This is a genomic window from Streptomyces sp. NBC_00094, from assembly GCF_026343125.1.
Classification (GTDB): Bacteria; Actinomycetota; Actinomycetes; order Streptomycetales; family Streptomycetaceae; genus Streptomyces.
This window is the reverse complement of record NZ_JAPEMB010000001.1, coordinates 3,593,767-3,606,435: the sequence shown is the minus strand read 5'-3', so window position 1 is coordinate 3,606,435 and position 12,669 is coordinate 3,593,767. Positions and strand designations below refer to the sequence as shown.

The window sequence follows — 12,669 nt, the reverse complement described above, 5'->3', positions numbered from 1 at the left end:
CGCCAATGGGGGAGGACACCATGGGGACCGACGACAAGCAGGCCACCGCGGCCGTGACGACGGCTGTGGCCGTGACGACGACGGGCACGGTCAAGCGCTACGCGACCGCGCCCGGCTACCGGGTCAACGTGCGCTCGGGCCCGAGCACCCAGTACCCGATCGTCCGGGCGCTGGCAGCGGGCTCCACGGTGCCGATCCACTGCCAGAAGCCCGGCGAATGGATCAGCGGCCCGTACGGCACCACCAACCTCTGGGACAACATCGCCCCGGGCGAGTACGTCTCCGACGCGTACGTGAACACGGGCAGCGACGGCTACGTCGCATCGCGCTGCGCCTGAGGCTCTCCTCTCTCGCTCCGGGGATAATCGACCTCGTGAGCGACGACGAGCAGACCCCCGGCACGGAGCAGACCCCCAGCACGACGGCAGGCGGCCCGCAGCCCGAGGAGATCCGTTTCTTCGGTACGACCTGGGTCGACCGCAGCGGCAACTACGCGCTGCGCCGCGTCGGCGTGGCCGCCGGCTCGCTGGCCGCCGCCGTCGCGGCCTGCTTCGTGCTGCGCTTCGCCTACGAAGGCCTGGAGATCGCGAACATCGGCAGTTTCGTGAACGTGCTGGTCGTCGTCATGTTCGCGGTCTGCAGCGCCATCGCCTTCCGCAAGACCTGGGAGGGCTTCCTCCGCCGCCCCGCCGACCCGGCCCGCGAGGAGTCCCTGCGCAGCCTCAAGGCGATCGGCTTCATCGGCTCGCTCCTCGCCTACTTCTTCCGCTCCTTCACCGAGGCGCCCGGCGAGAAGCTGCGCCGCGCGGAGTACGAGACGTCTCGCGCCCAGTACGAGAAGCGCCGCGACGCCCGCACGGGCAACCCGGCCGCCCGCAAGAAGCCCAAGCGCAAGTAACCACCCCCGCTCCACCCTCCACCCGCCCCGCCTGGCTCCGCCCTGCGCGGATGCTTGACGGCCGGCACCCCCAGGAGCACTATTCATCACATGATGAATTACCCGACGGGTGTGACGGGCTCGACGGAACCGGCCCCCACAACCGACAACGCCGACGGCACAGCCACCCCCGCGGCCATCACCGCCCAGGCCCTCACCGCCGTCCGCGGCGAGCGCACCGTCCTGCGCGGCCTCGACTTCACCGTCCCGTCCGGCCGCATCACCGGCCTCCTCGGCCCCTCCGGCTGCGGCAAGACCACCCTGATGCGCGCGATCGTCGGCACCCAGGCCAAGGTCGGCGGCACCCTCCAGGTCCTCGGCCGCCCCGCCGGCGACCCCACCCTCCGCTCCCGCATCGGCTACGTCACCCAGGCCCCCTCCGTCTACGACGACCTCACCGTCCGCCAGAACCTCGACTACTTCGCCGCCGTCCTGCTCCCCGGCCGCGCCCTGCGCCACGACCGCCGCACCGCCGTCGACCGGGCCATCACCGACGTCGACCTCACCTCGCACGCCGACTCCCTCGCCGGCCGGCTCTCCGGTGGCCAGCGCAGCCGGGTCTCCCTCGCCGTCGCCCTCCTCGGCACCCCCGAGCTCCTCGTCCTCGACGAACCCACCGTCGGCCTCGACCCCGTCCTCCGTCGCGACCTGTGGAACCTCTTCCACCAGATCGCCGCCGACCGCGGGACGACGCTCCTCGTCTCCTCCCACGTCATGGACGAGGCCGAACGCTGCCACCGCCTCCTCCTCATGCGCGAGGGCGAGATCCTCGCCGAGGACACCCCCGAGGCCCTCCGCCGCCGCAACGACACCGCCACCGTCGAAGAGGCCTTCCTCCGCCTCGTCGACGCGGCCGCCGCCCGAGCAGGCCACCCCGACACCGCCCACGAGGAGCCCCGGTCATGAGCAGCGCCCGCACCCTCGCCACCGCCGCCCGCGTCCTGCGTCAGCTGCGCCACGACCCCCGCTCGATCGCCCTGATGCTCCTCGTGCCCTGCGTCATGCTCTTCCTGCTCCGGTACGTGTTCGACGGAAGCCCGGGCACCTTCGACAACATCGGGGCCTCACTGCTCGGCATCTTCCCGCTCATCACGATGTTCCTGGTGACCTCCATCGCCACCCTCAGGGAGCGCACCTCCGGCACCCTGGAACGGCTGCTCGCCCTGCCCCTCGGCAAGGCCGACCTCATCGCCGGCTACGCCCTCGCCTTCGGCCTCCTCGCCGTCGTCCAGTCCGTCCTGGCCACCGGCCTCGCCGTCTGGTTCCTCGGCCTCGACGTCGTCGGCTCCCCCTGGCTCCTCCTCCTGGTCGCCCTCCTCGACGCCCTCCTCGGCACCGCCCTCGGCCTCTTCGTCTCCGCCTTCGCCGCCTCGGAGTTCCAGGCCGTCCAGTTCATGCCGGCCGTGATCTTCCCCCAGCTCCTGCTCTGCGGACTCTTCACCCCGCGCGACCAGATGGCCCCCGCCCTCGAAGCGCTCTCCGACGTCCTGCCCATGTCGTACGCCGTCGACGGCATGAACCAGGTCCTCCGCCACCCCGACGTCACCGGCGACTTCGTCCGCGACGCCCTCGTCGTCGCCGGCTGCGCCGTCCTCGTCCTCGCCCTCGGCGCGGCCACCCTCCGCCGCCGCACGGCATGACCGCCCCTCGGACAGCCACGCACAGCCCCACCACCCGGTGCGAGGATGTTCAGGCGGATGGACAACGCATTCATCCGCCCGAACAGGCGCAAGCCCCTTCCGGCGAGGTGAAAGCCCCATGACCCAGACCGTCGCAGTCCTCGGCACCGGCAAGATCGGTGAAGCGCTCCTCAGCGGGATGATCCGCGCCGGCTGGCGCCCCGCGAACCTCCTGGTCACGGCCCGCCGCACCGAACGCGCCGAGGAGCTCCACGCCCGCTACGGCGTCGAGGCCGTCACCAACGCCGAGGCCGCCAAGCGCGCCGACACCCTGATCCTGGCCGTCAAGCCGCAGGACATGGGCCGCCTCCTCGACGAGCTCGCCCCCCACGTCGCCGCCGACCGCCTCGTCATCAGCGCCGCCGCCGGCATCCCCACCTCCTTCATCGAGGAGCGCCTCACCGCCGGCACCCCCGTCGTCCGCGTCATGCCCAACACCCCCGTCCTCGTCGACGAAGGCATGTCCGTCATCTCGGGCGGCAGCCACGCCACCCCCGCCCACCTCGTCCACACCGAGGAGATCTTCGGCGGCGTCGGCAAGACCCTCCGGGTCCCCGAGTCCCAGCAGGACGCGGCCACCGCCCTCTCCGGCTCAGGCCCGGCCTACTTCTACTTCCTCGTCGAGGCCATGACCGACGCCGGCATCCTCCTCGGACTGCCCCGCGCCCAGGCCCACGACCTCATCGTCCAGGCCGCCATCGGCGCCGCCGTGATGCTCCGCGACAGCGGCGAGCACCCCGTCAAGCTCCGCGAGGCCGTCACCTCCCCGGCCGGCACCACCATCAGCGCCATCCGCGAGCTGGAGAACCACGGCGTCCGGGCCGCCCTCATCGCCGCCCTCGAAGCCGCCCGCGACCGCAGCCGCGAACTCGCCTCCGGCAACGGCTGACGCCTCCCTCCGCCGGGGTCACCGCACCCCGGCGGAAGCCGAAGCCCCCTCCACCACATCCCGCACCGTCACGACCTGCGCGAACCCACCCCCGTGCAACGAGACGGCCGTGGCCTGCGAGAGCTCCTCGGCCGTCCGCGACCAGCCGAACGGCCCCTCCAGGTCGAAGGTGTGCATCGCGTCCAGCGGGAACACCACCTCGTACCCGAGGTTCCCGCCCATCCGGGCCGTCGTCTCGTTGCACATGTTCGTCTGGATCCCGACGATCACGATCTGCGCGACGCCCAGCCCGGCCAGCCACCCGTCCAGCGACGGCTCCCCGTAGAAGGCCGAGTTCACCGACTTCGTCACCAGCAGCTCAGGCCCGGCGCCCTTCCCCCGCCGCTCCTCGACGAAGTCCTTGAAGTCGTTCCCCACGTACCCCTTCCGCAACGGCGACCGCGAGCCCTCCAGGGAGTCGTGCCGCACGAAGGCGACCGGACGCCCCGTCTCCTGCCACAGGTCGATCAGCTCCGCGATGTTCTCCTCCGCGGCAGGGTTGTTCCGCTTCCCCCAGAACTCCTCCTCGAAGCCCTTCTGCACGTCGACGACCACCAGCGCTGCGTTCTCCGCGATCTCCATACGGACGATCCTGCCGCCGCCCGGCCACCTCCCCCAGAGGGTTGAATGCCGACGATCGATGGTTTACTGCCACCCGTGCAGCCGACCCCAGCCCCCAGCCCCCAGCGCATCGCCCTCCTCTCCTTCCCCGGCATCCGCGCCTTCGACGTCTCCGTCATCACCGAGGTCTGGGGCAGCGACCGCACCCTGCGCGGCGTCCCGCCCTTCGACCTCCACCGGGTCGCCGCAGACCCGCACACCCCCGTCCCCCTCCGCGGCGGCCTCACCCTCACCCCGGACCGCCCCCTCACCTGGCTCGACGAGCTCACCCCCGCGGACCTGGTGCTCGTCCCCGGTATAGAGGACCCCGACGCCGACGTGCCGGCAGCCGTCCTCGACGCCCTCCGCCGCGCCCACACCGCGGGCATCCCCGTCGCCTCCCTCTGCGCCGGCGCCTTCGTCCTCGCCCGCGCCGGCCTCCTCGACGGCCGCCGGGCCGTCACCCACTGGCACCTGGCCCAGACCCTCGCCACCCGCCACCCCGAGATCCGGGTCGAGCCCGACGCGCTCTTCGTCGAGGACTCCGGCATCTGGACCTCGGCCGGCACCGCCGCCGGTATCGACCTCTGCCTCCACCTCGTCCGCACCGCCCACGGAGCCGAAGCTGCCGCCTCCGTCGCCCGCTCCATGGTCACCGCCCCCTTCCGCACGGGAACCCAGGCCCAGTTCATCGAGCACCCCACCCCACGCGCCGACCGCGACGCCGATGCCCTCGCCGTCGTCCGTGCCCACGCCCTCGCGCACCTCGACGAACCCCACACCGTCGCGAGCCTCGCGGCCCACGCCGGCATGTCCCCCCGCTCCTTCGCCCGCCACTTCCAGGCCACCACCGGAACCACCCCCCTGCACTGGCTCATCACCCAGCGCGTCGCCGCCGCCCAGAAACTCCTCGAACTCACCGACCATCCCCTCCCCGAGGTGGCCCGCCGCGCGGGCTTCGGCAGCGAGGTCACGATGCGCCAGCACTTCGCCTCGCACCTCGCCACCAGCCCACGCGACTACCGCAACGCCTTCCGTCACCCCGCGGGCAACAACCCGATCGCGCGATAGGCCCGGTCCACCAACGGCCGCGCCGTCCCCCGGGCCCGCTCGGCCCCGTCCCGTAGCACCTGATCCACATAGCCCTGGTCCGCCGCGAGCTCGGCATGCCGCTCCCGCAGGGGCCTCAGCAGCTCGACGACCGCGTCCGCCGTGTCCTTCTTCAACGCTCCGTACGATTCGTATACACCGGCCAGCTCCTCCGGGTTCCCGTCCGTCGCGGCCGCCATCAGATCGAGCAGATTTGCGAGTCCCGGCTTGACGTCCCGGTCGTACTCCACGACCCGCCCGCTGTCGGTCACGGCCCGCATGACCTTCCTCCGCACGGTCTCCGCGTCGTCCAGCAGATAGACGATCCCGGCCCCGTTCGCGTGCGACTTCCCCATCTTCGACGTGGGGTCCTGCAGGTCCATGACCCGCGCCGCCACCCTCGGCCGCGTTGCCCTCGGCACGGTGAACGTGTGCCCGTACCGCTGGTTGAACCGCACCGCCAGGTCCCGCGTCAGCTCCACGTGCTGCGTCTGGTCCTCACCCACCGGCACCTCATCGGTCCCGTAGGCCAGGATGTCCGCCGCCATCAGCACCGGATACGTCAGCAGCGACAGCCGCACACCCTCCCCGGCCGCCCGCGCCGCCACGCTCTTCTCCTTGTACTGGATCATCCGCCGCAGCTCGCCGTCGGTGGCCGTGCACTCCAGCAGATAGGAGAGCCTGGCGTGCTCGTCCACATGGCTCTGCACGAACAAGGTGCACAGCTCCGGATCCAGCCCGGCGGCCAGCAGCAGCGTCGCCGCCTGCCGGCTGAGCCGCCGCACCCGCGCCGGATCGTGCTCCACGGTCAGCGCGTGCAGGTCCACGACGCTGAACAGCGCCTCCGCCCGATGCTGGTCGACCTCGACCCACCGCCGTACGGCCCCGAGGTAGTTGCCCAGCGTCAGATGCCCGGTGGGCTTGATCCCGCTGAAGATCCTCGTCATCGCGTTCCTTCTCCCTCAGCTACGGGCCACCGGCCCGACGGCCCGGCTCCCGGAGGGGGATACGCGAACGGCCGCCGAGACGGCGGCCGCTTGGTACATGCGCGAGTGCGGGCCGCCGGTCAGGCGGCCCACCACTGGGTGGTGTGCGCATGCGTACTCATACGGAGAGGCTACGCCCGAGGACCGGGGTTGACACGGGATTACCAGGTCCGTAGTGTTCTCCGAGTTGTCCGACGTGAGCACCGACTCCGGTCGGCCCCGGACAGCCATTCCGCAAGACCCACAGAAGCTGACGACGCCTTGTCGCGCCGTCCGTCTTCCCGTGTGTTTTTGCGAAACGAGGAATCCGCGTTCGAAGGTTTGAGCGCAGGCCGCCCGATTAGCGTCGGAGGCAGGAATTCGCTAAAGTCTCACTCGTCGGAACGGCCGAACAGCCGGAAAGACAAATCCCGCTGACTGGGAATCAGGCGCCGAAAGGATCTGATAGAGTCGGAGACACAAGAACGAAGGGAAGCCCGGAGGAAAGCCCGAGAGGGTGAGTACAAAGGAAGCGTCCGTTCCTTGAGAACTCAACAGCGTGCCAAAAATCAACGCCAGATTAGTTGATACCCCGTCCATCTTCGGATGGTCGAGGTTCCTTTGAAAAAAGTCCACCCTTAGCCGGGTGGCGCACAGCGAGGACGCTGTGAACGATCGGTCTTATTCCGACTCGATCGTTCCGCTCTCGTGGTGTCGACCCGATTACGGGTAAACATTCACGGAGAGTTTGATCCTGGCTCAGGACGAACGCTGGCGGCGTGCTTAACACATGCAAGTCGAACGATGAAGCCCTTCGGGGTGGATTAGTGGCGAACGGGTGAGTAACACGTGGGCAATCTGCCCTTCACTCTGGGACAAGCCCTGGAAACGGGGTCTAATACCGGATAACACCGGCTTCCGCATGGAAGCTGGTTAAAAGCTCCGGCGGTGAAGGATGAGCCCGCGGCCTATCAGCTTGTTGGTGGGGTAATGGCCTACCAAGGCGACGACGGGTAGCCGGCCTGAGAGGGCGACCGGCCACACTGGGACTGAGACACGGCCCAGACTCCTACGGGAGGCAGCAGTGGGGAATATTGCACAATGGGCGAAAGCCTGATGCAGCGACGCCGCGTGAGGGATGACGGCCTTCGGGTTGTAAACCTCTTTCAGCAGGGAAGAAGCGAAAGTGACGGTACCTGCAGAAGAAGCGCCGGCTAACTACGTGCCAGCAGCCGCGGTAATACGTAGGGCGCAAGCGTTGTCCGGAATTATTGGGCGTAAAGAGCTCGTAGGCGGCTTGTCACGTCGGGTGTGAAAGCCCGGGGCTTAACCCCGGGTCTGCATCCGATACGGGCAGGCTAGAGTGTGGTAGGGGAGATCGGAATTCCTGGTGTAGCGGTGAAATGCGCAGATATCAGGAGGAACACCGGTGGCGAAGGCGGATCTCTGGGCCATTACTGACGCTGAGGAGCGAAAGCGTGGGGAGCGAACAGGATTAGATACCCTGGTAGTCCACGCCGTAAACGTTGGGAACTAGGTGTTGGCGACATTCCACGTCGTCGGTGCCGCAGCTAACGCATTAAGTTCCCCGCCTGGGGAGTACGGCCGCAAGGCTAAAACTCAAAGGAATTGACGGGGGCCCGCACAAGCAGCGGAGCATGTGGCTTAATTCGACGCAACGCGAAGAACCTTACCAAGGCTTGACATATACCGGAAAGCATTAGAGATAGTGCCCCCCTTGTGGTCGGTATACAGGTGGTGCATGGCTGTCGTCAGCTCGTGTCGTGAGATGTTGGGTTAAGTCCCGCAACGAGCGCAACCCTTGTCCTGTGTTGCCAGCATGCCCTTCGGGGTGATGGGGACTCACAGGAGACCGCCGGGGTCAACTCGGAGGAAGGTGGGGACGACGTCAAGTCATCATGCCCCTTATGTCTTGGGCTGCACACGTGCTACAATGGCCGGTACAAAGAGCTGCGATGCCGCGAGGCGGAGCGAATCTCAAAAAGCCGGTCTCAGTTCGGATTGGGGTCTGCAACTCGACCCCATGAAGTCGGAGTTGCTAGTAATCGCAGATCAGCATTGCTGCGGTGAATACGTTCCCGGGCCTTGTACACACCGCCCGTCACGTCACGAAAGTCGGTAACACCCGAAGCCGGTGGCCCAACCCCTTGTGGGAGGGAGCTGTCGAAGGTGGGACTGGCGATTGGGACGAAGTCGTAACAAGGTAGCCGTACCGGAAGGTGCGGCTGGATCACCTCCTTTCTAAGGAGCACAGTACCGATTGCAGACAAACGTTCTGCACGGTCAGCTCATGGGTGGAACGTTGATTAGTTGGCACAGTCGCTGTCTGAGAGATCGTGAGTACTGCTTCGGCGTGGAAAACGGGATCGATGAATCGGCTGTGCTTGGCACGTTGTTGGGTATCTGAGGGTGCGGCCGTATGGTCGTTGCCTTCGTGATGCCGGCCCCAGTGAACTTGCTTCTTTATGGAGCAGGGTGATGGGTGGCTGGTCGTTGTTTGAGAACTACACAGTGGACGCGAGCATCTGTGGCCAAGTTTTTAAGGGCGCACGGTGGATGCCTTGGCACCAGGAACCGATGAAGGACGTGGGAGGCCACGATAGTCCCCGGGGAGCCGTCAACCAGGCTTTGATCCGGGGGTTTCCGAATGGGGAAACCCGGCAGTCGTCATGGGCTGTCACCCATGCCTGAACACATAGGGCATGTGGAGGGAACGAGGGGAAGTGAAACATCTCAGTACCCTCAGGAAGAGAAAACAACCGTGATTCCGGGAGTAGTGGCGAGCGAAACCGGATGAGGCCAAACCGTATGCGTGTGATACCCGGCAGGGGTTGCGCATGCGGGGTTGTGGGATCTCTCTTTCACAGTCTGCCGGCTGTGAGACGAGTCAGAAACCGTTGATGTAGGCGAAGGACATGCGAAAGGTCCGGCGTAGAGGGTAAGACCCCCGTAGCTGAAACATTAACGGCTCGTTTGAGAGACACCCAAGTAGCACGGGGCCCGAGAAATCCCGTGTGAATCTGGCGGGACCACCCGCTAAGCCTAAATATTCCCTGGTGACCGATAGCGGATAGTACCGTGAGGGAATGGTGAAAAGTACCGCGGGAGCGGAGTGAAATAGTACCTGAAACCGTGTGCCTACAAGCCGTGGGAGCGTCGCTCATTGGGTTTACCCAATGGGTCGTGACTGCGTGCCTTTTGAAGAATGAGCCTGCGAGTTTGCGGTGTGTTGCGAGGTTAACCCGTGTGGGGAAGCCGTAGCGAAAGCGAGTCCGAATAGGGCGATTCAGTAGCACGCTCAAGACCCGAAGCGGAGTGATCTAGCCATGGGCAGGTTGAAGCGGAGGTAAGACTTCGTGGAGGACCGAACCCACCAGGGTTGAAAACCTGGGGGATGACCTGTGGTTAGGGGTGAAAGGCCAATCAAACTCCGTGATAGCTGGTTCTCCCCGAAATGCATTTAGGTGCAGCGTCGTGTGTTTCTTGCCGGAGGTAGAGCACTGGATAGGCGATGGGCCCTACCGGGTTACTGACCTTAGCCAAACTCCGAATGCCGGTAAGTGAGAGCACGGCAGTGAGACTGTGGGGGATAAGCTCCATGGTCGAGAGGGAAACAGCCCAGAGCATCGACTAAGGCCCCTAAGCGTACGCTAAGTGGGAAAGGATGTGGAGTCGCAGAGACAACCAGGAGGTTGGCTTAGAAGCAGCCACCCTTGAAAGAGTGCGTAATAGCTCACTGGTCAAGTGATTCCGCGCCGACAATGTAGCGGGGCTCAAGCGTACCGCCGAAGTCGTGTCATTGCAGCAATAGGGCCAACGCCCGCTGTGATGGGTAGGGGAGCGTCGTGTGCCGGGTGAAGCAGCCGCGGAAGCGAGTTGTGGACGGTTCACGAGTGAGAATGCAGGCATGAGTAGCGATACACACGTGAGAAACGTGTGCGCCGATTGACTAAGGGTTCCTGGGTCAAGCTGATCTGCCCAGGGTAAGTCGGGACCTAAGGCGAGGCCGACAGGCGTAGTCGATGGACAACCGGTTGATATTCCGGTACCCGCTTTGAAACGCCCAATATCGAATCAGGCGATGCTAAGCCCGTGAAGCCGTTCCGGACCCTTCGGGGAAAGGAAAGTGGTGGAGCCGGCGAACCAGACTTGTAGTAGGTAAGCGATGGGGTGACGCAGGAAGGTAGTCCAGCCCGGGCGGTGGTAGTCCCGGGGTAAGGGTGTAGGGCGTGTGATAGGCAAATCCGTCACACATTAAGCCTGAGACCTGATGCCGAGCCGATTGTGGTGAAGTGGATGATCCTATGCTGTCGAGAAAAGCCTCTAGCGAGTTTCATGGCGGCCCGTACCCTAAACCGACTCAGGTGGTCAGGTAGAGAATACCGAGGCGTTCGGGTGAACTATGGTTAAGGAACTCGGCAAAATGCCCCCGTAACTTCGGGAGAAGGGGGGCCATCACTGGTGATCGGATTTACTCCGTGAGCTGGGGGTGGCCGCAGAGACCAGCGAGAAGCGACTGTTTACTAAAAACACAGGTCCGTGCGAAGCCGTAAGGCGATGTATACGGACTGACGCCTGCCCGGTGCTGGAACGTTAAGGGGACCGGTTAGTCACATTTCGGTGTGGCGAAGCTGAGAACTTAAGCGCCAGTAAACGGCGGTGGTAACTATAACCATCCTAAGGTAGCGAAATTCCTTGTCGGGTAAGTTCCGACCTGCACGAATGGCGTAACGACTTCTCGACTGTCTCAACCATAGGCCCGGTGAAATTGCACTACGAGTAAAGATGCTCGTTTCGCGCAGCAGGACGGAAAGACCCCGGGACCTTTACTACAGTTTGATATTGGTGTTCGGTTCGGCTTGTGTAGGATAGGTGGGAGACTTTGAAGCCGTGACGCCAGTCATGGTGGAGTCGCCGTTGAAATACCACTCTGGTCGTGCTGGATGTCTAACCTCGGTCCGTGATCCGGATCAGGGACAGTGTCTGATGGGTAGTTTAACTGGGGCGGTTGCCTCCCAAAGGGTAACGGAGGCGCCCAAAGGTTCCCTCAGCCTGGTTGGCAATCAGGTGTTGAGTGTAAGTGCACAAGGGAGCTTGACTGTGAGACCGACGGGTCGAGCAGGGACGAAAGTCGGGACTAGTGATCCGGCGGTGGCTTGTGGAAGCGCCGTCGCTCAACGGATAAAAGGTACCCCGGGGATAACAGGCTGATCTTCCCCAAGAGTCCATATCGACGGGATGGTTTGGCACCTCGATGTCGGCTCGTCGCATCCTGGGGCTGGAGTCGGTCCCAAGGGTTGGGCTGTTCGCCCATTAAAGCGGTACGCGAGCTGGGTTTAGAACGTCGTGAGACAGTTCGGTCCCTATCCGCTGCGCGCGCAGGAATATTGAGAAGGGCTGTCCCTAGTACGAGAGGACCGGGACGGACGAACCTCTGGTGTGCCAGTTGTCCTGCCAAGGGCATGGCTGGTTGGCTACGTTCGGGAGGGATAACCGCTGAAAGCATCTAAGCGGGAAGCCTGCTTCGAGATGAGTATTCCCACCTCCTTGAGAGGGTAAGGCTCCCAGTAGACGACTGGGTTGATAGGCCGGATGTGGAAGCCCAGTAATGGGTGGAGCTGACCGGTACTAATAGGCCGAGGGCTTGTCCTCAGTTGCTCGCGTCCACTGTGTTAGTTCTGAAGTAACGAACACGCCCCCCTCGTTTGGGTGGTGCGGCGGTTCATATCTTCATAGTGTTTCGGTGGTCATAGCGTTAGGGAAACGCCCGGTTACATTCCGAACCCGGAAGCTAAGCCTTTCAGCGCCGATGGTACTGCAGGGGGGACCCTGTGGGAGAGTAGGACGCCGCCGAACAATCATTGTGGGAAAGCCCCGCACCTTATGGTGCGGGGCTTTTCTGCGTTTACGGGCCAATCAGCCGGCCACTCCTCTCGCGGTGGGCCGGGCCGGCACGGCAACGCACCTGGTCGCTCCGGCCCGGAGCACGTCTGGAGACGTGCCGGCGGAGGCGCCGGACGTGGGAATCGGACCCCTAAACATCTGATAGAGTCGGAGACGCAGGAAGGGACCAGAGCGAAAGCTCAGGGACCGGAAAGCACCGAGGAAATCAGGCCGAAAAGATCTGATAGACTCGGAACCGCCGGAAGGGCCTAACGCGAAAGCGAAAGGGACCGGAAAGCACCGAGGAAATCGGATCGGAAAGATCTGATAGAGTCGGAAACACGAAATACCGAAGGGAAGCCCGGAGGAAAGCCCGAGAGGGTGAGTACAAAGGAAGCGTCCGTTCCTTGAGAACTCAACAGCGTGCCAAAAATCAACGCCAGATTAGTTGATACCCCGTCCATCTTCGGATGGTCGAGGTTCCTTTGAAAAAGTCCACCCTTAGCCGGGTGGCGCACAGCGAGGACGCTGTGAACGATCGGTCTTATTCCGACTCGATCGTTCCGC

At 64.7% G+C, this 12,669-nt stretch carries 8 protein-coding genes and 3 rRNA genes; 9 read left to right on the top strand and 2 right to left on the bottom strand.

Going from position 1 to position 12,669, the window contains the following annotated elements; translation table 11 throughout:
• Positions 1–20: 20 nt before the first annotated feature.
• The 5 genes from OG580_RS15635 to proC all read left to right on the top strand — a co-directional run bounded on the left by OG580_RS15635 (position 21) and on the right by proC (position 3,505).
• Positions 21–338, top strand: a complete 318-nt coding sequence (locus OG580_RS15635; protein WP_267044281.1) for an SH3 domain-containing protein — start codon at positions 21–23, stop codon at positions 336–338.
• 35 nt (positions 339–373) lie between these two features.
• A complete protein-coding gene (locus tag OG580_RS15630) occupies positions 374–898 on the top strand; it encodes a hypothetical protein (RefSeq protein ID WP_267044280.1) in 525 nt (174 codons plus the stop codon).
• 90 nt (positions 899–988) lie between these two features.
• Positions 989–1,843 (top strand): ABC transporter ATP-binding protein, encoded by an 855-nt coding sequence (locus OG580_RS15625; protein WP_267044279.1) that lies wholly within the window; start codon positions 989–991, stop codon positions 1,841–1,843.
• Positions 1,840–2,577, top strand: a complete 738-nt coding sequence (locus tag OG580_RS15620) for an ABC transporter permease (protein ID WP_267044278.1) — start codon at positions 1,840–1,842, stop codon at positions 2,575–2,577. Before OG580_RS15625 ends, OG580_RS15620 begins: the two co-directional genes overlap by 4 nt.
• 118 nt (positions 2,578–2,695) lie before the next feature.
• Positions 2,696–3,505, top strand: a complete 810-nt coding sequence (proC, locus tag OG580_RS15615; protein ID WP_267044277.1) for a pyrroline-5-carboxylate reductase — start codon at positions 2,696–2,698, stop codon at positions 3,503–3,505.
• A gap of 18 nt (positions 3,506–3,523) precedes the next feature.
• Here proC and OG580_RS15610 read toward each other — a convergent pair whose 3' ends face one another.
• Entirely contained in the window at positions 3,524–4,126 is a 603-nt protein-coding gene (locus tag OG580_RS15610) for a cysteine hydrolase family protein (RefSeq protein WP_267044276.1), read from the bottom strand.
• 45 nt (positions 4,127–4,171) lie between these two features.
• Between OG580_RS15610 and OG580_RS15605 the strand changes: the two genes are divergently transcribed.
• Complete coding sequence (locus OG580_RS15605) at positions 4,172–5,215, top strand: GlxA family transcriptional regulator (protein ID WP_267044275.1); 1,044 nt, start codon at positions 4,172–4,174, stop codon at positions 5,213–5,215.
• On the opposite strand, the gene trpS is transcribed toward OG580_RS15605, so the two are convergent.
• Positions 5,182–6,180, bottom strand: a complete 999-nt coding sequence (gene trpS, locus OG580_RS15600; RefSeq protein WP_267044274.1) for a tryptophan--tRNA ligase — start codon at positions 6,178–6,180, stop codon at positions 5,182–5,184. The two genes, OG580_RS15605 and trpS, sit on opposite strands and share 34 nt — an antisense overlap.
• A gap of 754 nt (positions 6,181–6,934) precedes the next feature.
• On the opposite strand from trpS, the gene OG580_RS15595 reads away from it, so the two are divergent.
• The 3 genes from OG580_RS15595 (at position 6,935) to rrf (ending at position 12,075) form a co-directional block, all read left to right on the top strand.
• A 16S ribosomal RNA gene (locus OG580_RS15595) occupies positions 6,935–8,460 on the top strand.
• 288 nt (positions 8,461–8,748) lie between these two features.
• Positions 8,749–11,871: ribosomal RNA gene (locus tag OG580_RS15590) — 23S ribosomal RNA — on the top strand.
• Between the two features lie 87 nt (positions 11,872–11,958).
• A 5S ribosomal RNA gene (gene rrf / locus OG580_RS15585) occupies positions 11,959–12,075 on the top strand.
• Together the 16S, 23S and 5S rRNA genes form the textbook arrangement of a ribosomal RNA operon.
• Positions 12,076–12,669 lie beyond the last annotated feature (594 nt).

What these genes read in the sequence shown, in the direction of transcription:
- OG580_RS15635 (WP_267044281.1), top strand. Translation starts at nt 21, where the DNA reads ATGGGGACCGACGACAAGCAGGCCACCGCGGCCGTGACGACGGCTGTG.
- OG580_RS15625 (WP_267044279.1), top strand. Translation starts at nt 989, where the DNA reads ATGATGAATTACCCGACGGGTGTGACGGGCTCGACGGAACCGGCCCCC.
- OG580_RS15620 (WP_267044278.1), top strand. Translation starts at nt 1,840, where the DNA reads ATGAGCAGCGCCCGCACCCTCGCCACCGCCGCCCGCGTCCTGCGTCAG.
- proC (WP_267044277.1), top strand. Translation starts at nt 2,696, where the DNA reads ATGACCCAGACCGTCGCAGTCCTCGGCACCGGCAAGATCGGTGAAGCG.
- OG580_RS15610 (WP_267044276.1), bottom strand. Translation starts at nt 4,126, where the DNA reads ATGGAGATCGCGGAGAACGCAGCGCTGGTGGTCGTCGACGTGCAGAAG.
- OG580_RS15605 (WP_267044275.1), top strand. Translation starts at nt 4,172, where the DNA reads ATGCCGACGATCGATGGTTTACTGCCACCCGTGCAGCCGACCCCAGCC.
- trpS (WP_267044274.1), bottom strand. Translation starts at nt 6,180, where the DNA reads ATGACGAGGATCTTCAGCGGGATCAAGCCCACCGGGCATCTGACGCTG.